The 22,466-nt window shown below is 71.9% G+C and carries 18 protein-coding genes, 2 pseudogenes and 1 riboswitch; of the genes and pseudogenes, 11 read left to right on the forward strand and 9 right to left on the reverse strand.

Translation table 11 applies throughout. The features are described 5' to 3' along the window. Positions 1-33: 33 nt before the first annotated feature. Entirely contained in the window at positions 34-732 is a 699-nt protein-coding gene (locus B7R87_RS03050) for a TetR family transcriptional regulator (RefSeq protein WP_006350553.1), read from the forward strand. A 6-nt stretch (positions 733-738) separates the two neighbouring features. On the opposite strand, the gene def is transcribed toward B7R87_RS03050, so the two are convergent. Continuing rightward, the gene (def, locus tag B7R87_RS03055; protein WP_006350552.1) at positions 739-1,302 is read right to left on the reverse strand and encodes a peptide deformylase; all 564 of its coding nucleotides are present in this window, start codon (positions 1,300-1,302) and stop codon (positions 739-741) included. Positions 1,303-1,416: 114 nt separating this feature from the next. Between def and B7R87_RS03060 the strand changes: the two genes are divergently transcribed. From B7R87_RS03060 to B7R87_RS03075, 4 genes and pseudogenes are all read left to right on the forward strand, one after another. Then, positions 1,417-2,655, forward strand: a complete 1,239-nt coding sequence (locus B7R87_RS03060; protein ID WP_006350551.1) for a MurT ligase domain-containing protein — start codon at positions 1,417-1,419, stop codon at positions 2,653-2,655. Positions 2,656-2,695: 40 nt separating this feature from the next. Then, the gene (locus B7R87_RS03065) at positions 2,696-3,424 is read left to right on the forward strand and encodes a type 1 glutamine amidotransferase (RefSeq protein ID WP_006350550.1); all 729 of its coding nucleotides are present in this window, start codon (positions 2,696-2,698) and stop codon (positions 3,422-3,424) included. A gap of 241 nt (positions 3,425-3,665) precedes the next feature. Beyond that, entirely contained in the window at positions 3,666-4,691 is a 1,026-nt protein-coding gene (locus B7R87_RS03070; protein WP_006350549.1) for a 6-phosphofructokinase, read from the forward strand. A 102-nt stretch (positions 4,692-4,793) separates the two neighbouring features. Beyond that, positions 4,794-5,735 (forward strand): annotated as a pseudogene (locus B7R87_RS03075) (cytochrome c oxidase assembly protein); the annotation flags it as partial. Positions 5,736-6,361: 626 nt separating this feature from the next. Here B7R87_RS03075 and B7R87_RS34370 read toward each other — a convergent pair. Then, positions 6,362-6,985: pseudogene (locus B7R87_RS34370) on the reverse strand (hypothetical protein); the annotation flags it as partial. On the opposite strand from B7R87_RS34370, the gene B7R87_RS03085 reads away from it, so the two are divergent. Further along, positions 6,902-7,606: a lysophospholipid acyltransferase family protein gene (locus B7R87_RS03085; RefSeq protein ID WP_006350545.1), complete on the forward strand. Its 705-nt coding sequence runs from the start codon at positions 6,902-6,904 to the stop codon at positions 7,604-7,606. The pseudogene B7R87_RS34370 and the gene B7R87_RS03085 overlap by 84 nt on opposite strands. Positions 7,607-7,674: 68 nt before the next feature. Here B7R87_RS03085 and B7R87_RS03090 read toward each other — a convergent pair whose 3' ends face one another. From B7R87_RS03090 to B7R87_RS03110, 5 genes are all read right to left on the reverse strand, one after another. Next, complete coding sequence (locus B7R87_RS03090; RefSeq protein WP_006350544.1) at positions 7,675-8,337, reverse strand: RES family NAD+ phosphorylase; 663 nt, start codon at positions 8,335-8,337, stop codon at positions 7,675-7,677. Next, on the reverse strand, positions 8,337-9,056 hold the full coding sequence (locus B7R87_RS03095) for a hypothetical protein (RefSeq protein WP_006350543.1): 720 nt from the start codon (positions 9,054-9,056) through the stop codon (positions 8,337-8,339). Before B7R87_RS03095 ends, B7R87_RS03090 begins: the two co-directional genes overlap by 1 nt. Beyond that, positions 9,053-12,742, reverse strand: a complete 3,690-nt coding sequence (locus B7R87_RS03100) for a CHAT domain-containing protein (RefSeq protein WP_006350542.1) — start codon at positions 12,740-12,742, stop codon at positions 9,053-9,055. The genes B7R87_RS03095 and B7R87_RS03100 overlap by 4 nt, the downstream gene beginning before the upstream one ends. A gap of 334 nt (positions 12,743-13,076) precedes the next feature. Further along, entirely contained in the window at positions 13,077-14,654 is a 1,578-nt protein-coding gene (locus B7R87_RS03105; RefSeq protein WP_040916904.1) for an alpha/beta hydrolase, read from the reverse strand. Between the two features lie 200 nt (positions 14,655-14,854). Further along, entirely contained in the window at positions 14,855-15,136 is a 282-nt protein-coding gene (locus B7R87_RS03110) for a type II toxin-antitoxin system Phd/YefM family antitoxin (RefSeq protein ID WP_130585334.1), read from the reverse strand. A gap of 222 nt (positions 15,137-15,358) precedes the next feature. Between B7R87_RS03110 and B7R87_RS03115 the strand changes: the two genes are divergently transcribed. The 3 genes from B7R87_RS03115 to B7R87_RS03125 all read left to right on the forward strand — a co-directional run bounded on the left by B7R87_RS03115 (position 15,359) and on the right by B7R87_RS03125 (position 17,359). Then, complete coding sequence (locus B7R87_RS03115) at positions 15,359-16,048, forward strand: ATP-dependent Clp protease proteolytic subunit (protein ID WP_130585335.1); 690 nt, start codon at positions 15,359-15,361, stop codon at positions 16,046-16,048. Beyond that, a complete protein-coding gene (locus B7R87_RS03120; RefSeq protein WP_130585336.1) occupies positions 16,045-16,365 on the forward strand; it encodes a hypothetical protein in 321 nt (106 codons plus the stop codon). The genes B7R87_RS03115 and B7R87_RS03120 overlap by 4 nt, the downstream gene beginning before the upstream one ends. A 348-nt stretch (positions 16,366-16,713) precedes the next feature. Next, positions 16,714-16,876: riboswitch (cyclic di-AMP (ydaO/yuaA leader) on the forward strand. Between the two features lie 3 nt (positions 16,877-16,879). Continuing rightward, positions 16,880-17,359, forward strand: coding sequence for a C40 family peptidase (locus tag B7R87_RS03125; RefSeq protein WP_006350539.1), 480 nt, complete (start codon positions 16,880-16,882; stop codon positions 17,357-17,359). Between the two features lie 113 nt (positions 17,360-17,472). On the opposite strand, the gene B7R87_RS03130 is transcribed toward B7R87_RS03125, so the two are convergent. Both B7R87_RS03130 and B7R87_RS03135 read right to left on the reverse strand, forming a co-directional pair. Further along, entirely contained in the window at positions 17,473-17,919 is a 447-nt protein-coding gene (locus B7R87_RS03130) for an ATP-binding protein (RefSeq protein ID WP_130585337.1), read from the reverse strand. Positions 17,920-18,466: 547 nt separating this feature from the next. After that, positions 18,467-19,627 carry an 8-amino-7-oxononanoate synthase gene (locus B7R87_RS03135; RefSeq protein WP_130585338.1) on the reverse strand — a complete coding sequence of 387 codons (1,161 nt, stop codon included), beginning with the start codon at positions 19,625-19,627 and terminating at the stop codon, positions 18,467-18,469. A 255-nt stretch (positions 19,628-19,882) separates the two neighbouring features. Here B7R87_RS03135 and bioB point away from each other — a divergent pair, with 255 nt between their 5' ends. Together bioB and B7R87_RS03145 are read left to right on the forward strand one after the other, a co-directional pair. Next, a complete protein-coding gene (gene bioB, locus B7R87_RS03140) occupies positions 19,883-21,157 on the forward strand; it encodes a biotin synthase BioB (RefSeq protein ID WP_006350537.1) in 1,275 nt (424 codons plus the stop codon). Beyond that, a complete protein-coding gene (locus B7R87_RS03145; protein ID WP_006350536.1) occupies positions 21,150-22,448 on the forward strand; it encodes an adenosylmethionine--8-amino-7-oxononanoate transaminase in 1,299 nt (432 codons plus the stop codon). The genes bioB and B7R87_RS03145 overlap by 8 nt, the downstream gene beginning before the upstream one ends. Positions 22,449-22,466 lie beyond the last annotated feature (18 nt).

The following is a 22,466-nucleotide window of genomic DNA, read 5'->3' on the forward strand; positions in this document are numbered from 1 at the left end:
TCAGGCACATCGGACGGGCGGGGAGAACGACCTATGGACACCACACGGCAGGCGACCGACCAGGACCGGACGGCCCGGCAGCGCCGCCGCGAGCTGCTGGAGGCGGCGGACCGGGTGGTCCTGCGGGACGGCCCCGGGGCGTCCATGAACGCCATCGCCGCCGAGGCTGGCATCACCAAGCCGATCCTCTACCGGCACTTCGGTGACAAGGGCGGCCTCTACCGGGCCCTGGCCAAAAGACACACCGACGCCCTGCTGGACTCGCTGCGCGCGGCGCTCGACGCCCCCGCCGAACGCCGGCAGCGGGTCGCCGCCACCCTCGACACCTACCTCGCCGCCATCGAGGCGCGCCCGCAGGTGTACCGCTTCCTGATGCACCCCGCTGAAAACGCCGCGACGGCCGCGCAGACCGCGACCGCACCGGCGGACCAAGCGGACCAGGCCCCGCAGCCGGAGGCCGGATTCGACATCGGACGGCACTCCGCTCCCGTGCTGCGGCGGCTGGGCGAGGAGCTGGCGCAGGTCATCGGGGAGCGGGTCGACCTCGGTCCGGACGGCGCCCGGCGGGCCCGGGTGTGGGGACACGGCATCGTCGGCATGATGCATGCCGCGGGCGACTGGTGGCTCGGGGAGCGCCCGTGCTCCCGCGCCGAGCTCGTCGAGGACCTCACCGATCTGCTGTGGGGACGTCTCTCCTCCGTCGCCGACCGCGACGGCAGCCCGGGCTTCTGAACCGCCTTACCCGGCCGGACGGCGTACGGAGGCCTCGGCCCAGGGTGCCCGTGCGACCGCGCGCAGCAGCCTGGTACGGCGCAGACCGGTGAGCCGGTCCGCGTACACGACGCCGTCGAGATGATCGGTCTCGTGCTGGAGGCAGCGCGCGAAGAATCCGGTGCCCTCCACCCGTACCGGCACACCGGCGACGGTGAAGCCCTCGACCACGGCCCGGTCGTACCGCGGGGTGCCCGCTTCCAGGCCGGGCAGTGAGAGACAGCCCTCGGGCCCGCGCAGTTCGAGCCCGTCGGCCTCGACCAGCCGGGGGTTGACGAGATGCCCGAGGTGCCGGACGTCCTCGTCGTCGGGGCAGTCGTAGACGAACACCCGCAGCCCCACCCCCACCTGATTGGCCGCCAGGCCCACCCCCCGGGCCGCGTACATCGTCGCGAACATGTCCTCGACGAGCCGGTGCAGCCCGGGTCCGAAGTCGGTGACGGTCTCACAGGGGGCGTGCAGCACCGGATCGCGGAACAGGCCGACGGGCCGTACGCGTCCGGAACTGCCGGGGATCGGCCGGTTTCGCATGGGCGCAAGGGTACGTTCCGGCCGCCCGGGTCCGCGTGGCGCGGTGCCGCGGTAAGGCGGCCGGGCCGGACCTGGATAGGCTGGGGTCGACCGATGCAAGGAGGATCAAGGACCATGGCAGGCACCTCGGAGCCACTGACGCCACGCGCCAAGCTCGCTGTGACGGCCGGCAAGGCAGCGGCGGCAGTGTCACGCGCGGCCGGACGCGGCAGCGGGTCGGTGATCGGCGGAAAGGTCGCGCTCAAACTCGACCCCGATCTGCTGGGGCGGCTGGCGCAGCACCTGGACGTGGTCCTCGTGTCGGCCACGAACGGCAAGACCACGACCACGCGGCTGATCGCGGAGGCCCTGCGGGCCGCCGGGCCGGTGGTCTCCAACGCCCTGGGCGCCAATATGCCCGCCGGAATCACTTCCGCGCTGGCGGGCGGCTCGGACGCCAAGTTCGGCGTCATCGAGGTCGACGAGAAGTATCTGGCGGGCGTGGCGCGCGATGTGACGCCGAAGGCGATCGCGCTGCTGAACCTCTCCCGGGACCAGCTGGACCGGGCCGCCGAGACCCGGATGCTGGCGGAGAAGTGGCGCGAGGGCCTCGCGGGCTCCAAGGCCGTCGTGATCGCCAATGCGGACGATCCGCTGGTGGTGTGGGCCGCGTCCTCCTCCCCCCATGTGGTGTGGGTGGCCGCGGGGCAGGAGTGGAAGGACGACGCCTGGTCGTGCCCCGCCTGCGGCGGTGTGATGCAGCGGCCGGGCGACGACTGGTTCTGCGGCGAGTGCGGTTTCCGCCGCCCGGCGCCGAGCTGGGTGCTCAGCGGCAACCACGTCCTCGACCCGCACGGCTCGGCCTGGCCGATCCACCTTCAGCTCCCGGGCCGCGCCAACAAGGCGAACGCGGCCACCTCGGCCGCCGTCGCCGCCTGCTTCGGGGTGCCGCCGCAGGTGGCGCTGGAGCGGATGTACCAGGTCCAGGCCGTCGCGGGCCGCTATGACGTGGTCAGCTTCCAGAACCGCGAGCTGCGGCTGCTGCTGGCGAAGAACCCGGCCGGCTGGCTGGAGACCTTCTCGCTGATCGACCCGCCGCCGACCCCGGTGATCCTCTCGGTGAACGCGCGCGGCGCCGACGGGACGGACACATCGTGGCTGTGGGACGTCGACTACACCCGGCTCGCCGGACACCCGATCATGGTGATCGGTGACCGCCGGCTGGACCTGGCCGTCCGGCTGGAGGTGGCGGGCCTGGACTTCCGGGTATGCGACACCGTCGACGACGCGATCGCCATGGCGCCGCCCGGACGGATCGAGCTGATCGCGAACTACACCGCGTTCCAGGACGTCCGCCGCCGTGTGGGCAACTGACCGCAGGACCTCCGGAGAACCGAGAAAGGCTACATCCAGCATGGCCGACAACAGCCTGCGTCTGGTCTGGGTCTACCCCGACCTGCTGTCCACCTACGGCGACCAGGGCAATGCGCTGGTCGTGGAGCGGCGGGCCCGGCAGCGCGGCCTCGACGTCCAGCGGGTCGACGTCCGCAGCGACCAGCCGATCCCCACGTCCGGCGACATCTATCTGATCGGCGGCGGTGAGGACCGCCCGCAGCGGCTGGCCTCCGAGCGGCTGCGCCGTGACGGCGGGCTGAACCGGGCCGCCGAGAACGGCGCGATCATCTTCTCGGTCTGTGCCGGCTACCAGATCCTCGGGCACGAGTTCATCAACGACCTCGGCCAGCGGGAGCCGGGCCTGGGGCTGATCGACGTGATCTCCACCCGCGGCGAGGGCGAGCGCTGTGTGGGCGACGTCCTCGCGGACATCGACCCCCGGCTCGGGCTGCCGCAGCTCACCGGTTTCGAGAACCACCAGGGCATCACCCATCTCGGCCCCACCGCCCGCCCCTTCGCGCGGACCGTCCTGGGCCGGGGCAACGGCACCGGCGACGGTACGGAGGGCGCGTACAACGAGACCGTGTTCGGGACGTACATGCACGGACCGGTCATGGCGCGCAATCCGCAGATCGCCGATCTGCTGCTGAAGCTGGCGCTGGACGTGAACGCGCTGCCGCCGGTGGACGACCGCTGGTACGAGGCGCTGCGCAACGAGCGGATCACCGCGGCCACCCAGCCCGCCTGACCACGGCGTCCGGGGCCCGGACCGGCCGTTCGGGCCCCCGTCCGGCCCCGGTCCGAGGGTAGGGCCGGGGGGCCGGACGGCCGGGCGAGCGTCCCGGCTGCGGCACCGTTCACGGGCCCGGGCGTCCCAGCAGGCGGACGCCCTATTCGGCCCGCGCGCCCGTACGCCGGTAGGGTGAGGGGTGATCCAGCCGGACGACGTGGTCCGGGAGTCGGCCCACGTTGCAAAGGTAATTCGGGCAATGCGCATTGGTGTGCTCACTTCCGGAGGCGACTGCCCCGGTCTGAACGCCGTCATCCGGTCCGTCGTGCACCGCGCGGTCGTCGACCACGGCGACGAGGTCATCGGCTTCCACGACGGCTGGAAGGGCCTGCTGGAGTGCGATTACCGCAAGCTCGACCTGGACGCGGTGGGCGGCATCCTCGCCCGCGGCGGCACCATCCTGGGCTCGTCCCGGGTGCGGCCCGAGCAGCTGCGGGACGGTGTGGAACTGGCCAAGGGGCACTGCGCGGACCTGGGGCTCGACGCGGTCATCCCGATCGGCGGCGAGGGCACCCTGAAGGCCGCCCATCTGCTGTCCCAGGGCGGGCTGCCGATCGTCGGCGTCCCGAAGACCATCGACAACGACATCGCCTCGACCGATGTCACCTTCGGTTTCGACACCGCCGTCGGGGTGGCGACGGAGGCACTGGACCGGCTGAAGACCACCGCCGAATCCCATCAGCGGGTGCTGATCGTCGAGGTCATGGGCCGCCACACGGGGTGGATCGCCCTGCACTCCGGAATGGCGGCGGGCGCCCACGCGGTCGTCGTCCCCGAGCGGCCCTTCGACATCGAGGAGCTGGCCAAGCGGGTCGGCGCCCGGTTCGAGGCGGGCAAGCGGTTCGCGATCGTCGTGGTCGCGGAGGGCGCGAAGCCCCGCGAGGGCACCATGAACTGGGACGAGGGCGGCAAGGACGTCTACGGCCACGAGCGGTTCGCCGGGGTCGCCCGCCAGCTCTCCAACGAGCTGGAGGCCCGTCTGGGCAAGGAGGCGCGGCCGGTGATCCTCGGCCATGTGCAGCGGGGCGGCACGCCGACCGCGTACGACCGGGTCCTGGCGACCCGGTTCGGCTGGCACGCGGTGGAGGCGGCGCACCGCGGCGAGTTCGGCATGATGACGGCGCTGCGCGGTACGGACATCACGCTGGTGCCGCTGGGCACGGCCGTGGAGACGCTCAAGACCGTCCCGGACGCGCGGTACGACGAGGCGGAGTGCGTGCTGTAGCCCGTACGCGCACCCTGAACCGCCCCCCGGCCGCAGCTGCGGCCGGGGGGCGGTTCTACTCTGGTTCGGCACAGCACGACCAGCAGAATCAGGAGCCGCCGGATGGATCACAGCGAACACGGCACGTCGATGGACCTGCCGCCGTTCACGCTGGGACGCGGGCTGGAACTCTCCCCCGACCCGTTCTTCCTGATCGGCTCGCTGGTCGCGCTCGCCCTCTATGCCTGGGGTGTGACCCGTCTGGTCCGGCGGGGCGACGCCTGGCCCGTGGGCCGTACCGTCTTCTTCGTCGCCGGTGTGCTGACCGTACTGCTGGCGATGTGCACCAAGCTCAACGACTACGGCATGGTCATGTTCAGCGTGCATATGGTGCAGCACATGATCATCAGCATGGTCTCGCCGATCCTGCTGCTGCTCGGTGCGCCGGTGACGCTGGCGCTGCGGGCGCTGCCGGTGGCGGGCCGGGGCCGGAAGGGCCCCCGCGAGCTGCTGCTGGCGCTGCTGCACAGCCGGTACATGCGGATCATCACGCACCCCGCGTTCACGATCCCGCTGTTCATCGCGAGTCTGTACGGGCTCTACTTCACCCCGCTCTTCGACTTCCTGATGAGCTCCCAGGCGGGCCATATCGCGATGATGATCCACTTCCTCGCGGTCGGCCTGGTGTTCTTCTGGCCGATCATGGGCGTGGACCCGGGTCCGCACCGGCCAGGCTATGTGATGCGGATGCTGGAGCTGTTCGCGGGCATGCCGTTCCACGCCTTCTTCGGTATCGCGCTGATGATGGCGAGCACGCCGATGGTGGGGACGTACGACAGTCCTCCGGCGTCGCTGGGCATCGACGCGCTCTCCGACCAGCACGCGGCCGGCGGTATCGCCTGGGCGTTCAGCGAGATTCCCTCGGTGCTGGTGCTGATCGCGCTCGTGTTCCAGTGGTACCGCTCGGACCAGCGGCAGGCCCGCCGCAAGGACCGGGCGGCGGACCGGGACGGGGACAAGGAGCTGGCGGCGTACAACGCCTATCTGGCGCAGCTCCATGCGCGCAGCGGCGGTCCGGCGGGCGCGTCCCGCGGCGGCCCGAAGGAGCCCGCCGTGGCCGCCGAGGATGCGGTGGCCTCCGGGGACGAGATCTCGCAGGCCGCGGCGGCCGCGGGCGGGAGTCCGGCGGTCCGGGAGACCGGGTCCGGCGCCGCCGGGCGGTAGCGCGGGACCGGGGTCCCGGGTGACGATGGCGGTGGCCGCGATCGTCGTCCGAGGAGGGCTCGTATGCCCGGATCCACGAGAACGATGGGTGTCATCACCGTCGGCGCCCTGGTGGCGGTGACCGCCTACACGGTGGCGCTCGGCAGCAACGGGTGGCTCTGGTTCGGCTGGGTGGTGCTGGGGCTGCTGACCGTGGGGATGATCGCCGCCCGGAACTGAGCGGAGGCGCTCCCCGGCAGCCGGCGGGCGGCCCCGACCGGGGGCAGGGTCGCCCGGGGACCGCTGTCCCCGTGGACCCGTCCGCGCCGGTCGACGGTGCGGGTGAACCAGATGACCTTGCCCTCGTCCGTACCGCAGGTGCCCCAGCTGTCGCTGAGCCGGCCGACGGTGGCGAGCCCGCCCCGGGCCGGACTGGAGCTGGTCATCCGGGGCATCCTGGGGTCACGGTCGGCGACGGACGCGCTGAGTCTCCGGCCGGACCAGCGCAGCTCCACAACGCACGTCGGGTCACCGGGCACGTGCTGGACGACATTGGCTATCAACTCGTCCACGGCACGGCAGACCGGGGCGATGTGGTTTTCGAGGTCCCAGTGCCGCAGATGGGCCGCGAGGATCCGCCGGATCTGGGGGATCCGCTCCCGGGTCGCCCGCACCTCCATGCGGTAACGGCATTCCGCCTGACCGTGACCGTGCATGACCATGCTCCTCACCGCGACAGTGCGGACTCTCCCGGCTAAGGGACCCCGAGGATGACGGAGAGTGCTCGACCGGCGCTTCCGGGTTACAGCCCAGGGTGACCCCGGGAACCGGGGCCCGCAACAGCGGGCGGCTCCCCCCTGCGGAATCGGGCGGAATCGGGGCCGCGGCGGCGGTCGCCGCGGTGTCCGCGGCGGTGACCGACCCACTTCCGGACACATAAAATGACCGAGTTCGAGAATTCCGTGTGACCAGGGGCGCTCAGCCCGGATCCCGCACTGACCGGCCCACTGCTGAAGGAGCACCCCGAAGTGTTCTACAACGTACTCAAATACGTGCTTCTGGGGCCGCTGCTGCGGTTGCTGTTCCGGCCCCGGATCGAGGGCCTGGAGCATATTCCGGAGGAGGGCGCGGCGATCGTCGCGGGGAACCATCTGTCGTTCTCGGACCATTTCCTGATGCCCGCGATCCTCAAACGGCGGATCACTTTCCTCGCGAAGGCCGAGTACTTCACCGGGCCGGGTCTGAAGGGCCGGCTGACGGCCGCCTTCTTCCGCAGCGCGGGCCAGATCCCGGTGGACCGCTCCGGCCAGGACGCGGGCCGGGCCGCGATCCGCGAGGGGCTCGGCGTACTGAGCAAGGGCGAACTGCTCGGCATCTATCCGGAAGGGACCCGCTCGCACGACGGCCGGCTCTACAAGGGCAAGGTCGGGGTTGCGGTGATGGCGCTGCGGGCCGGGGTGCCGGTGATCCCGTGCGCCATGGTCGGCACCTTCGAAATCCAGCCGCCCGGCCAGACCCTGCCGAAAATCAAGCGCGTCACCGTCCGTTTCGGCACACCTCTGGACTTCTCGCGCTATGCCGGGTTGGAGGACGAGAAGGCGATTCTGCGCGCGGTCACGGACGAGATCATGTACGCCGTGCTCGAACTCTCCGGTCAGGAGTACGTCGACCGGTACGCGGCCGAGGTCAAGGCCGAACTGGAAGCGGCGAAGAAGGCGGGACGGCGCTCCTGACCGTACCGGCGGATCGGGTTTCCCTGCGCTCGTCGCGTCGGGGAACCCGATCCGCCGGTACCCGTCGTTCACGCACCGGGGGGTGCCACCGCCGCGCGCAGGGGTGCCAGCAGCCGGTTGGTCCGGGTGATGCCGGTGGGCGAACCGAGGTCCGCAACTCCTCTGGCCGGATCGGATTTCACCGCATCGGGACCGCAGCGGTCACCGAAGAGGATCACGGCGTTGCGGGGGCGGTGGCGGCGGGACTGCCAGAGGAGACCCTGGGCCTCCGGAGCCTGGGCCCGCAGCGCGCTGGCCCAGCGCCGTGTCTGCGCATAGCTCGCGCCTTCCGCCTCCAGCAGCCAGGAGTCCTGGCAGACGGCGGCCAGATCCTCCTCCGAGACGAGCCGGATCAGTCTGAGTTCGACACGGGTGCGCAGAACGCTCAGGGCCCGCCCCGCGATCCAGGCGCGTGGCACCAGCCGCCGGCCGGAGCGCTCGTCGAAGTCCACCGATCGCAGCAGTACCTCCGCGAGGGCGGTCGCCGGTTCCGTACCCGCGTAGAGGAAGGGGTAGGGGTCGTACACCGTTCCGTCGAAGCGGGCGCCGCCGAAGTGGGAGTCGGCGGCGACCGGGTTGAAGGTCTCGGCGGGGCGGGCGGCGGAGTGGCAGCGCCACAGCTCGGTGCCGGCCGGGAGGGTGGAGATCCTGGGCGACAGACGGTAGCCGTCGGGCGGGCGGCGATCGGGCATCAGTCCACCTCCACCATGGCCGCCGCGGCGCCGATGAGCAGTTCGTCGGAGAGCCTGCCGAGCAGTTCGGAAGGGCGGCCGCCGAGCCAGCGGTTGCCGCTGAGCCACCAGTCGGCCGCGCCCCAGGGGTCCTCTTCGGCGAGGAGCAGCCGGTTGACCTCGCGGACGACGGACGGCGGGCCCTGGGCCCCTTCCGGGAACTGGAACGCCGGGTAGCGGGGGCCTCGGAGGGGATCGTCGAGCCGGATCAGCCCGTCGCCCGGTGGGGCTCCGGAGCAGCGTTCGCGTGCTTCGTCCGGGGAGAGTGTGGGGGTGGCGAGCAGCCGGCGGCGGACCGAGCCGAAGATCTCGGCAGTGTCGGCGTCGGGCCCCTGCTCCGGTGGGTCCTGGTGCGGGGTTTCCGGCTGATCCGCCGGTTCCGCGGCGGAGTTCAGGACGAGCTCCGCCAGCCGCAGTGACTGTTCCGCGAGGCCGGGTCCGACGGCTGCCGGAGCGAGCCGGGTGGTCTCCAGCGCCAGCCGTACGGGGTGGTCCAGCGGCAGCGGCAGCAGGGCGAGGCGTACGCCTTGGAGCGCCCGGCGCAGCTCACGGGGGTCGTTCTCCGCCCGGGCGAGTGCGACGATCCGGTCGGCCAGTACGGTGTACTGCTCGTCCGGCAGGGTCTGCCGGATGTCCGGCCAGTGCCGGGCGATCAGGGTGAGGAGCTCCTCGGATGTCATGCGGGCCTCCCCTCGGCTCGGTCGGGATCGGCCGCGGGGGGCCGGGCGGGCCCGGGATGGCCCTGGTGGATGAAGGCGGCCCAGGCCGGGAGCCGTTCGAGGCCGGGCCGGCGGGCCTCGCGCAGCAGTTCACCGCTGAGCGTGGGCGGCGGCTCACGGTTCGGGTCGAGCATCCACAGCTGGGCGGCGCGCAGGGCATCGGCGGGTGGCAGGCCCTCGACGCTCAGGTGGTGGTGGAAGACCGCCATCAGCACGGCCGATGAGCTGTCCTGGAGGGACCATCGGGACCCGACGACGTCCCGGGCACCGCGGGCGACGAAGGCGGTGGCGAGGGTGAGTGCCTCGTCGTGGTCGCGGGTGCTGAGGTCGGTCTCGCAGGCGCTGAGGACGACCAGGGGGCCGGTGTCCTTGGGCACCGGGGCCCGGCGGCGTTCGTCGAGGAGCCGGCTGACGGTCAGCATGCCGAGGTCGGGGGCGCTGCCGGGCCCGCCCTGTTCCGGTGGGAGTTCTTCGGTCCCTGCCGGGAAGGCCAGTTTCAGTGCGGAGACGGTGGGGCGCATTCCTGCCGATGCGTGGGAGGCGATGTGCAGCAGGGAGAGCGGTGCGGGGCCGGCAGGGGAACCTGCCGGTGACAGCAGTTCGAGTACCTCGTCGGGGGTACCGGTGCCGGACGTCGGCGCGGGCGGCTCGTAGAACTCCCCGTACAGCGTCGCTTTCCGGTAGAACGCGTCGTGCAGTGCGGCGACTTCCTGTTCGGCCCGGGTGAGGTCCATCCGCGGGTCGGCGATCAGGGCGGGCGCCGAGGCGGCCGGGACAGGTGAGCGGGCCACCGTCCGCAGGAACTGGCTTCCGGAGGCCGCGTAGCTGATGATCGCGATCTCGCAGCAGTGGGCGTGTTTGCCGGGGCCGCGGAGGAAGCGGGCGGCGTGCCAGGGCACCACTCCGAGGGTGCCGCAGGGGACCAGGATCAGCCGGGGCGGGCCCGGACGGCCCTTCCGCCGGGCGGGATTGGCGGCGAGGGCTTCGGCGAGGCCGGTGAGGACGGGGCCCATCACGGCGGGCCAGGCCCAGTCGCAGAGTTCTTCGAGGGCTTTCTCCCAGGCCTGTTCGGCGTTCTCCCGGTCGGCGGGACCGGCGTCGGCGGGGAGCCGGGAGCGGGCGGCCGCCGCGTCGAGGTACGCCTCCAGGGGGCGGGCACGTTCACCGATGAGCAGGGGCAGTGCCAGGGAGCCGGGTTTGATGTCGGGCCCGAGCACGATGGCGGTGCCCGGGGCGCTGCCGTGGGTGGGGACGAGGTAGACGAGCGCATCGGCGTCGGCCGCGGCCACGGCCGCCCGCAGTTCCTCGACGGTGGGCGCGGTGAACGGCCCCTGGCCGGGTCCGTCGTCCTGGTATCCCAGCGCCTCCAGGGCCTGGCGGCGCAGACTGCTGGGGAGTTCGGTCACCGGGTCCGTATCCCCGGCGTGCCCGGCATTCCCTCCTTCGCCGGATTCGTGTTCCCGCCAGGCGTCCGCGAGCGCGGGGTGACCGCGCGCAGCAAGCAGCTCGGGTACGGCCGCGGACGCGGCGGCGGCGTGGAGGACCATCGCCCGGCCCAACTCCAGTGTGGCGACGGCCTCCTCGAACCAGCCGTGGGACGAGGCCCAGCTCGCGGCCGTCGTGGCCCGCACCGCGCCGTCCCGGGCGGCGCGGAGACCGTGCTCGGCACCGCTCTGGAGCAGTACGTCCGCCGCGAGGAAACGCAGCGATTCTCCGGCCGCGCGGGTCGCCGAGTGGAGATCCTGGGCCAGTGCCCAGCGGGACTGATACGCCCTGGCGAGCTGCCACAGCCCTTCGGCGGCCTGTCGGCTGCCCTCCCCGGCCCGTACCTCTTCGCGGAGCTTCTCCAGCTCCGCGATGGCACGGTCGAGCTCGGCGGGGTCCTTGGTGAGGCGGAAGAGGGAGTTCCGGCCGTAGCCGATACCCAGGCGCTGGTGGGTCCGGAGGTTCGGGGGAAGCTCGGCGGACGGGTCGTGGGAGCCGTCGCCGTGCGCATCGTCCAGGCTCCGGCGCAGCAGTTCGGGGGACGATTCCAGATCGGCGCGGAGGGTGGCCGCGGAGATCTGGAGATCCCTCAGCCAGGGGCGCGCGAAGGCGGGGGCGGAATCGGATCCGACCGTCTGATCGAAGAGCCGGGCAGCGGCGATCAGTTCCTCCTGGTCATCGGTGACGGATCCGTGCGCGAGCATCACCCGGGAGAGGACGAGAAGCAGTTGGAAGCGGGCGAAGTCGTTCTCCGGCAGGATGGAGAGCAGCTCTTCCAGCTCGGTGATGATCTCTGCGAGGGCCGCACCGTCCCCGGCTTCCTTGGCCTGCTCGGCGCGGGTCAAGGCCACCATGCACTGGAACATCGTGCGGAAGCGCACCGAGTCGAAGTCCGCCGCGGGCGGCAGGGCGGCCAGTCGGGCGGCCGCTGATTCCAGTAACTGCCGCCCGGTCTCGCTGTCCCGAAGGTTTCCTCCCAGTCCGCCCCCCATGCCGAGCATCATGGGGCGGACGGCGTTCAGGGCTTCGGTCAGCTCGTCGTCGGCGGGCATGGCCCCCGTGGCGTCGTGGAGCATCCGGAGTACGGCGTCCAGCGATCCGAGGTCGCCCTCCCCCATCGCCGACGTCACTTTGGCCATGGTGGAGCCCAATGCCCCGAGGGCGATGTCCGCGGGGGTCGTCTTCCGGTCCGGGGGCTCCGCGCCGTCCCGCTGCCGGGCGAGGTCCCGCAGTTGGCTGTCCACGGCGTCCATCTGCCGGCGGAGGGTCTCGGGGTTCACCGATCCGGGAACCGCGGTCCCCAGAAGACCGAGGGTCAGGGCCGTGTCCCGCTCCACCGCTTCCGGTGGTCTCACGGCGGCCTCGGGGACCGTCCGGCCCGCCGGATCGCTCGCCCCGTCAGGGTCTTCCGGTTCGGGAGTGCCGGTGGTGCCGAAGGGCCGGAGGCCCATCGCTTCCATCATGGGGAGGACCGCCTGGAACGCGGCCTGCATCGGGGAGCCTTCGGGAACCAGCCGGAGCAGTTCCGAGAAGTCGCCGCCGGCTTGGGGGAAGCCGCCCCGCAGCGCCTGCATCAGCGGGCCGAGCGCCTCGAACTCGCCCCGCCCTTCCAGATTCAGAGAGGCTGCCATCTCGGCCATCACGGGATATGCCTCGGCGCTCAGCAGCCCGAACTCCTCCAGTCGTGTGTTGAAGTCCTGCGCACCGTTCGCGAGGGCCCAGTCGACCGTCCCTGCCTGGTCCACTTCCTGGCCGTATCCCGGCTTGTCCTTCATGATCAGCATCAGGAAGAACGCGGCGCGGGCTCCGTCCGGCCCGGGCTGCCCCCGCAGTACTTCCCGGGCGGTACGCAGCAGGCGCTCGGCCTTCTCCCGGTCGCCGGGGAGCGCGGCGGCCCCCAGGCCGCGGACCGCGATCAGGGCTCCGCTGCGGTAGAGCAGCCGGGCAGCCAGGGGGTCGTCGCCCAGCAGTGCCGTCACTTCGGCGAGCTGGGCGAGCACCGGGAGGACTTGGTCGGCCGGTGTCCCCTTCCCCCGGGGAGGAAGGATCGCGTCGGCCCGGCTGATCAGATGACCTGCCCAGGAGCGCAGGCCGAGGAGGCCGCCGCTCTCCGTACCGGATTCCCCGTCCCGGTCCTGTGCACCGTGGTCAGCCGCAGTCATCGAAGCCCTCTTCGTTCATGCACCGTGCGCGTCCCTGCTCCCGGCTCCCTGCCCGGGCCGACGCTATGCCCTTCCCGAAGCCGGCGGAAGCGCTACCGGACAGCCGACCTGAAAACGCCCGGGAAGCGACCGGGGCCCAGACCGGTGAGGAACGGAAAACGAATCAACGCGCCTGTAAATGATCAGAGTTGACCGAGAAGGTACGCATCCGAGCGGGGCAGGGCGGGTGGTGGTCCCGGAGTACGGCGCGCAGAAGGGGCGACCGGCGGAATCCGGCCGCCCCTTCACGTACTCCCGCCGGACCCCGGGCGCGGGGTCCGGCGGAGTGCACGGACTACGGCTTGGGCACCGCGTGCGGGTCGCAGGTCACATTGCGGCTGTCCAGCGTCCCGTTGAGCAGATAGGCGTCCACGCGCTGGTTGACGCAGGCGTTGGCGATTCCGGTGACGCCGTGCGAGCCGGCGTTCTTCTCCAGGATCAGCCGGGAGCCCTTGAGCCGCTTCTGCAGCTCGTAGGCGCCGGCGACCGGGGTGGCCGCGTCACGTTCGGCCTGGACGATCAGCACACCCGGGAGTTCCTTGCCGGGGTTGACCTCGACGGCCGGGCCCTGACGGGTCGACCAGGTCGCGCAGGGCAGGTTCATCCAGGCGTTGGACCAGGTCAGGAACGGGTAGTCGCGGTGGAGCCGGGTGTTGTCCCGGTCCCAGGTGCGCCAGTCGGTGGGCCATGTGGCGTCCGCGCACTCGACGGCCGTGTAGACAGCGTTGCTGTTCTCGGAGCGGGCGTTGCCGACGGTGTCCGTCATATCGGGGGCGGCGGCGTCGACGAGTGCCTGGGTGTCACCGGCGACGTACTTGCTCCAGATCCGGGCGGTGGGCGCCCAGGAGGAGTCGTAGTAGGGGGCGCCCTGGAAGAAGGAGAGCAGTTCGGCCGGTCCGACGACCCCGCCGAGCGGGGCCTTCTTCGCGGCGGCGCGCAGCTTCTGCCACTGCGCCTCGACCTTCGCCGGGGTGTCGCCGATGCCGTAGGTGGCGTGGTTCGCCGCGACCCAGGCCTTCCAGTCGTTCCACCGCATCTCGAAGGCGACGTCCTGGTCCAGGTTGGCCTGGTACCAGATCTTCTTCCGCGACGGGTTGACGACGCTGTCGACGACCATGCGGCGGACGTGCCCGGGGAACAGCTCCGCATAGACGGCGCCGAGGTAGGTGCCGTAGGAGACGCCGAGGAAGTTCAGCTTCTTCTCGCCGAGGGCCGCCCGCATGACGTGGAGGTCACGTGCGGTGTTGGCGGTGGTCATATGCGGCAGCATCCAGCCGCTGCGCTCGGCGCACCCGTCGGCGTACTCGGCCGCCAGCTTGCGCTGGGCGCGCTTGTCGGCCTCGCTGTCGGGCACCGGGTCGGCCTTCGGGGCCTTCACGAACTCCTGGGGGTCGACACAGGAGATCGGGGTGGAGCGGCCGACGCCGCGCGGGTCGAAGCCCACGAAGTCGTACGCCTTCGAGGTGTTCACCCAGAGCGGGTTCTTGCTGGTGACCCGCACCGGGAAGCGGAGGCCGGAGCCGCCGGGACCACCGGGGTTGTAGAGGAGTGCGCCCTGGCGCTCGGCCGGGGTGCCGGTGTGGCCGATACGGTCGACGGTCAGCGTGATCTGCCGTCCGTTCGGGCGCTTGTAGTCGAGCGGGACGGTCACCGTGCCGCACTGGATGGGCTTCGGAAGCCCCCAGTCGGCGGGACAGTCCGCCCAGTCGATGCCCTTGGCGGCGGCCCGGTCGGCGGCGAGCTGTACACCGCGCGTCTCGGACGTGCCGCCGCGGCCGCTGTCGGCGCTGGCGACCGGGGCGGTCATCGCTCCCGCGACCAGGGTGCCCGCTATCAGAGTGCCCGCCGAACCCAGCGCTGCTGCGCGTCTCACGGAGAACTCCCCCTTTCTTTCCTTCTGTCGACTTCTCCGCAGGATCCTTTCGCCTCGGGGGCAGCACGAACAGATCGCACAGGCGTTTCTTTACCGAACCAATAACCGGTGAGTGATGTACCGCTGAGCGGTACGACCGTCGGAGGCGGGTGCCGCCGGGCCGGCAGGCCGTCGGGGCGGTCCGCCGTCGGGGCGGTGGTTCAGGGGGCGCCGGGGCCGCGGTGTTCGGCCGTCAGCCCGAAGCGGCCGGGGCCGGGGCCGGCGTGCGGGGCGGCGTGCCCGAGGGAGGACACGGAGGAGATCGCCTGTTCGCCCTCGTCCTCGCTGAGCCGTTCCAGCCGGTCGAGGTCTTCGGCGGAGACCAGTGCCACGAGGGGCTTCCCGTGCCGGGTCACGACCACCCGCTCGCCGCCGTACACCACACGGTTGATCAGTTCGGCCAGCTCAGCGCGGGCTTGCGTCACCGGAATCTCGTAGGCCATGCCGCTCAGCTTAATCGGCGGCAACGGCCGCGATCGGGCACCGGGACGGTCCGCCCACCGGACGCCGCGCCGCTCGCTCAGCGCGAAATCCCCCGCCCGACCTGGCAGTTCACCACCGCCGCAGCTTCCCGAACCCCGGGCGCGACTCTGTACGTCCTGTACATTTTTTACGGAAGACGGGTCGACGGCAGCCGCCCGTCCAGGACCGAGGAGAGGTACGCCATGAATCGTCCCGCCGCCCGCCACGTCCTCCCGCAGTTCACCGAGCGCACCTCGCGGGGCACCCGTACCCTCGACCCCTACAGCAAGCTGCTGGAGGAGCGGATCGTCTTCCTGGGGACCCCGGTGGACGACACGGCCGCCAACGACGTGATCGCCCAGTTCCTCCATCTCGAATACGCCGACCCGGACCGGGACATCGCCCTCTACCTGAACTCCCCCGGCGGCTCCCCGAGCGCGATGCTGGCGATCTACGACACCATGCAGACGGTGGTCTGCGATGTGGAGACCACCTGCATCGGCCAGGTGGCGGCGGCAGCCGCGCTGCTGCTGGCGGCCGGGGCGCCGGGCAAGCGGATGGCGCTGCCGGGGGCCCGGGTCGCGCTCCGCGGGCCCGCCCTCGACAAACCGGTCCGGGGCACGCCGTCGGATCTGGAGATCGAAGCCCGGGAGCTACTGCGGCTGCGCGCCCTGACGGTGGATCTGCTGGCCCGGCACACCGGCCGGGAGCGGGCGCGGATCGCGGCCGATCTGGAGCGGGACCTGTTCCTCGACGCGGCGGGCGCGAAGGAGTACGGGCTCGTCGACCAGGTGATCGGCAGCCGCAAGGCCTCCTCGCGGCCCGGCCGGGACGGCGGCCCCGGCACCGCGGGACCGGCCGCCGGCACCGGTGGCGGCGGCGGCCCGCGGTGAATCCCTCCGCACCGTGGCCCGAACCGCCGCCCCTGCCCGCACTGACCCGTGCCGAGGCCGAGGTCGTCGACGCCTATCTGGCCGTCGCGGATCTCGTCGGCCGGATCAACCCGGCCCGCTCCGAACACACCTACGGAGCCCTTCGCGCGGCCCAGGCCCTGGTGAGCCGGGCCACCGAACTCCGGGACGCCCTGACTCTGATGCACCGGCGCGGGGAGAGTGAGCTGCACACCGGGACGCTCGGCCACGCCCTCCGCATTCTCGACGGCGAAAGGCGGACATTCCGGGTGACCATCCCACCGCAGTCGCCGCCCTGACGGACCGCCGTCCACTCGTCAACCGCTGATCGAGTGGGATTCCCCCTCCCTCAATCGGTGGAGTCGAACCGCCGGTAACACCTACCGTCAAGTTGCGGACGAATGACGATCCCTCTACCGGAAAGTCTTACTCCAGCGCTGGTACGGGGTGTTCCGAGTGCCCTTTCAGGGGCCCGGACAGGGTCATGTTCATACGAACGCCGCATTCGTGTTGAAACTCACATATCGCCGTTTTGACTTCGAAATCCGGCAGTCGGTGGGTCAAGATCCCTGGGACGACAAGCCCCCGTCACCTCGGCGGGGCGGTCCGGGCGGACGCCGAGTCCTGCCGCCGTTCCGGACTACTGGTCGACAGAAGTGCATCGGCAGGAGTGGAGGACCCAGGCAGTACGGAACCGCCGGACCATGTCCGATCCGGAAGTTCCTCGGGGTGAAGCCGCGTCAGCGGCCGGGCACCTTCGTCCGCCCGAACCCGACAGGTCATCCTTCACAGGCGGCTGACGAAGGGTTGCGCATGAATGCGCAGAAAAACGTCCCGTCCCTCCTCGGCCGGGCGGGCGCGGTGTCCGCTCTGACGATTGCGGCGCTCGGCGGCACGCTGGTCGTGCCCGGCGGTACGCCGGAGGCCCAGGCCGCGGCCACGGCGCACGCGGGCAAGGCGCTCAAGATCGCCGCCTCCAAGAAGGGTGCTCCGTACAAGTACGGCGCGGCGGGACCGTCCCGCTTCGACTGCTCGGGGCTGACGGTCTACTCGTTCAAGAAGGCGGGCAAGAAGCTCCCGCGGACCGCTCAGCAGCAGTACAACAAGACCCGCAAGATCTCCGTGAAGTCGCGGAAGGCGGGTGACCTGGTCTTCTTCCACGGTCGGGGCGGTGTTTACCACGTGGGGATCTACGCCGGGAAGGGCAAGATCTGGCACTCCCCCAAGAGGGGTTCCTGGGTGAAGCTGGACAAGATCTGGAGCAAGAGCATCTCGTACGGCAGGGTTCGCTGACCGACCGGAAGAGCTGAGGCGGTGCCGGGGGGCCGGGGCGGACGTGCCGGGCCCCCGGCCGTCGTTTCCCGGCTGTCGTTTCCCGGCCGCGCCCGTGCGGCGCGGCGGGCCGGTCAGCCGGGGTCCGCGGGCCCGGCGCCGGACGGGTGCCAGGGCAGGGCGATCCAGACCGTCTTGCCGCCGTCCGGGGTCGGAGTGACCGTCAGCCGGCCGCCGCTGTGCGCCGTGAGGCTGCGGACGATGACCATGCCCCGCCCGTTGTCCTGGCGGACGGCCGCGGGCAGCCGCTGCGGCCAGCGCGGGTGGCTGTCCGTCACCCCGATCCGCAGCTCCTCGTCCCGCTCCAGCAGCAGGGTCACGGTGAAGGTGGGCGACTGGCCGAAGGTGTGCTGGACGGCATTGGTGGTCAGCTCCGAGACGATCAGCCGGATCGTGTCCAGGGCGTCCGACCCGGCGGGCAGACCCCATTCGGCAAGGGCCGCTGTCACATGTCGGCGCGCCACCGAAACCGAGGCCGCTTCGCTCGGCAGGGTGATCGAGTTCTCCAGGAGATCTGCCATCGCGACGCCGTCCTTTCCACCCGCGGCCGTGCTGTCCGAGGTCATGGCGGAGGTGTGCGCGGACGGCCACGGCTCGCGCTGAGCGCCGGACTGCCCCCATCCTCCCGCCGCAGGCACGATCCGCCAAGATCTGTGGACAACAGTCGCTCAAAGCGGTGAACTCTGCGACGCAAGACCGTTTTTGGCCATGCACAGGCGCTTTGTCCGCCGTTTGGGCGGCCCAGGGCGGCGGAAGCGCCCCTTCCGGAGGCTCCGCCCCCGCGTCACGGGCGCGTCGTCCCCGGCCTTCCGGGCGTATGCCCTCCCGGGCCGGGTCCGGCGCTCCGCGGTCCGCCCGCCCGGCCGTACGGCTACCGGACTCACGGCTCCGGCCCGGTGCTCGGTGCTCCGGCGGAGGCTCGGCCCGGCACCCCGGCTGGGCTCGGCCCGGAGCCGTACGCCTGGCCAGGACTCACCGTTTCGGCCCGGTGCCCCGGATCGGCCCAGTGCCCGGGGCCCGGGTGCGGTGCCCGGGCGCGGTCAGCGGTCAGCGGTCAGCGGTCAGCGGTCAGCGGTCCGAGCGGGCATCCGGCGGTGCCGTCCGGACGACCACCGCCACCGCCTCCGCGAGCTGCTCGTCCGTCAGATCCGCGCGGGCCGTCAGCCGCAGCCGGGAGACCCCGTCCGGCACCGACGGCGGCCGGAAGCAGCCCACCAGCAGCCCGGCCGTCCGGCAGTCCGCGGCCCAGCCCACGGCGGCCTCGGGCGAGGGCGCCCGTACCGACACCACCGCCGCATCGGGCCGGGCGGCCGTCAGCCCCGCCGCCGTCAGCCCCGTGTACAGGGCGCCCGCCGCCGACCGCACCCGGTCCGCCCGGCCGGGCTCACGGGCCAGGATCCGCAGGGACTCCCGGGCCGCGCCGACCGCTGCCGGGGCCAGTCCGGTGTCGAAGATGAACGTCCGGGCGGTGTTCACCAGATGAGCGACGACCCGCGCCGGACCGAGGACGGCACCACCCTGACTGCCCAGCGATTTGGAGAGCGTGACCGTCGCCACCACGCCCGGCGCGCCCGCGATCCCCGCAGCATGCGCCGTGCCCCGCCCGCCTTCACCGAGAACGCCGAGACCGTGGGCATCGTCCACGAGCAGCGCCGCGCCCCGCCCGGCCGTGATCCGGGCCAGCTCCGCGAGCGGGGCCGCGTCGCCGTCGACCGAGAAGACGGAATCGGTGACCACCAGCGCCCGCCGCCCGGGATGCGCGTCGAGGATCTTCCGTACCGCGGAGGGATCCGCGTGGGCGGCGATCTCGGTCTGCGCCCGCGACAGCCGGCAGCCGTCGACGATGGAGGCGTGGTTGGCCGCGTCCGAGACGATCAGCGCGCCGCGCCCGCTCAGCGCCGTCACGGCGGCCAGGTTCGCCGCGTAGCCGGAGGCGAGGACGAGCGCGGCTTCGAACCCGCAGTGGGCCGCCAGTTCGCGTTCGAACTCGGCGTGCAGTTCGGTGCTGCCGGTGACCAGCCGGGAGCCGGTCGAACCCGCACCCCAGCGGTGGGCGGCGGCCGCCGCCGCGGCGGTGACCTCGGGGTGGCGGCTCAGCCCGAGGTAGTCGTTGCCCGCGAGATCCACCAGGGCGGACCCGGCGGCGCGTGGCCGCAGCGTCCGCGTCAGCCCGGCGCGCTCCCGGCGCGCGGATTCCTCGTCGAGCCACTCGAAGGGGTCGTCGGGCATGGTGGCGTGCTCCCCCGCTCTCTGGGTGTTCCGGTGATCCGGCCGCCGAAGTGCTCCGGAGGTCCGGCACTCCGTCCGGCGCTCCGTCCGGCGTCCGTTGCAGGCCCGGTCCGCCGCCGCCGCTTTTGTAGGCAGCGCACAGAGGCTAACCGGGTGCGCTCCCGCTCCCCATGTGGTCATGCACACACTTCGGTGAAGGTCTGTTGTGAGATTCCGACTTTCCCACGGGGAGTTCCTTAGGCCAGGATCGGCGCCATGGAGCTTCTCGGCAGACTGGTGGAGAAGGGGCTGCGGCGCGAGCCGCCGACCCGGGACGAGGCGCTGGCGGTACTGGCGACCTCCGACGACGATGTGCTCGACGTGGTGGCCGCGGCGGGCCGGGTACGCCGTCAGTGGTTCGGCCGCCGGGTGAAACTCAACTATCTGGTCAATCTGAAGTCCGGGCTGTGCCCCGAGGACTGCTCGTACTGCTCGCAGCGGCTCGGTTCGACGGCCGGGATCCTCAAGTACACCTGGCTGAAGCCGGAGGAGGCGTCGCAGGCGGCGGCCGCGGGGGTCGCGGGCGGCGCCAAGCGCGTCTGTCTGGTGGCCAGCGGCCGCGGTCCGACGGACCGCGACGTCGACCGGGTGTCACGGACGATCGAAACCATCAAGGAACAGAACGAGGGCGTCGAGGTGTGCGCCTGCCTCGGACTGCTCTCCGCGGGCCAGGCGGAGAAACTGCGCGGGGCGGGAGCCGACGCGTACAACCACAACCTCAACACGTCGGAGGCGACGTACGGGGAGATCACGACCACCCACACCTACGCGGACCGGGTGGAGACCGTGCAGCAGGCGCAGTCCGCCGGTCTGTCGGCCTGTTCCGGGCTGATCGCGGGGATGGGCGAGACGGACGAGGACCTGGTCGACGTCGTCTTCGCGCTGCGGGAGCTCGACCCCGATTCGGTACCGGTGAACTTCCTGATCCCCTTCGAGGGCACCCCGCTGGCGAAGGAGTGGAACCTGACGCCGCAGCGCTGTCTGCGGATCCTCGCGATGGTGCGGTTCGTCTGCCCCGATGTGGAGGTACGGCTCGCGGGCGGCCGCGAGGTCCATCTGCGGACCCTCCAGCCGCTCGCACTGCACCTGGCCAACTCCATCTTCCTCGGCGACTATCTGACGAGTGAGGGCCAGGCCGGGCGGGCCGACCTCGACATGATCGCGGACGCGGGCTTCGAGGTGGAGGGCGCCGGGACGACCACACTGCCCGCGCACCGGACGGGCGGCGCACCGGACGGTGCGCAGGGCGGGGGACCGGGCTGCGGATCGCACCCGGCCGCCGACGGGACCGCGGGATCCGTCTGCGGTCCGGCCGGGGAGGCCGGTTGCGGCTCCGGCGCCGGTTGCGGTCACGCCACCGGTCCCGGATGCGGTTCCACCGCAACGACCGAAACCAGCAGGGCGACCGGGGCGGCGGGCGGCGGGCCGCGTCCCGATCTGGTGACGGTACGCCGCCGCGGCGCGGGCACCGAGGTGGCGCCCAATGCCTGAGCTGCCGGTACCGGAGCTGCTCGCGCTCGACCGGGCGCACGTCTGGCATCCGTACGCCCCGATGCCCGGCCGTACCGACCCCCTGGTCGTCGCTTCCGCTTCGGGGGTACGGCTGCGGCTCGCCGAACCGGCGCACGGCCGGCACGAACTGATCGACGGCATGTCGTCCTGGTGGTCCGCGCTGCACGGCTACAACCACCCGGTGCTCAACGAGGCCGCGCGCGGCCAGCTGGACCGGATGAGCCATGTGATGTTCGGCGGACTCACCCACGAGCCCGCCGTACGGCTGGCGGCCCGGCTCGTGGAGATCACCCCCGAGCCGCTGCGCCATGTCTTCCTCAGCGATTCGGGCTCCGTCTCCGTCGAGGTCGCGGTGAAGATGTGCCTCCAGTACTGGCGCTCGGCCGGGCGGCCCGCCAAACAGCGGCTGCTGACCTGGCGCGGCGGCTACCACGGCGACACCTGGCAGCCGATGTCGGTGTGCGACCCCGACGGCGGGATGCACCAGCTCTGGTCGGGCGTACTGCCGGAGCAGATATTCGCCGACGCGCCCCCCGCCGGATACGACGCCTACGACGAGACGTACGCCGACCATCTGCGGGACATGGTGGCCCGGCACGCCGACGAGACGGCGGCGGTCATCGTCGAACCGGTGGTGCAGAACGCGGGCGGGATGCGCTTCCACTCGCCCGCCTACCTCCGGGTGCTGCGGGAGGCCTGTGACGAGCACGGGGTACTGCTGGTCTTCGACGAGATCGCCACGGGCTTCGGCCGCACCGGGACGCTCTTCGCGGCCGGTCACGCGGGCGTATCGCCCGATGTGATGTGCCTGGGCAAGGCGCTCACCGGCGGCTATCTCTCCATGGCCGCGACGCTGTGCACCCCGGAGGTCGCCGAGGGGATCTCGCGCGGCGAGTTCCCCGTACTGGCGCACGGGCCCACGTTCATGGCCAATCCCCTGGCCGCCTCGGTCGCGCACGCGTCGATCGGCCTGCTGCTGGACCAGGACTGGGCGTTCGAGGTCAAGCGCATCGAGACCGGTCTGCGGGAGGGCCTGGCGCCGGCCGTGGAGCTGCCGGGGGTCACCGGCGTCCGGGTGCTCGGCGCGATCGGGGTCGTCCAGCTCGACCATCCGGTGGACATGGCGGCCGCCACGGCCGCGGCGGTCCGCGCGGGTGTGTGGCTGCGGCCGTTCCGGGACCTGGTGTACGTGATGCCGCCGTTCGTGACGGGCGACGAGGATCTGGGCACGTTGTGCGATGCGGTCCTCGCGGCCGCCGCCGCGGGATGAGGCGGGCATGGGCAGGGA

The organism is Streptomyces tsukubensis (assembly GCF_003932715.1).
Taxonomy (GTDB): Bacteria; Actinomycetota; Actinomycetes; order Streptomycetales; family Streptomycetaceae; genus Streptomyces; species Streptomyces tsukubensis.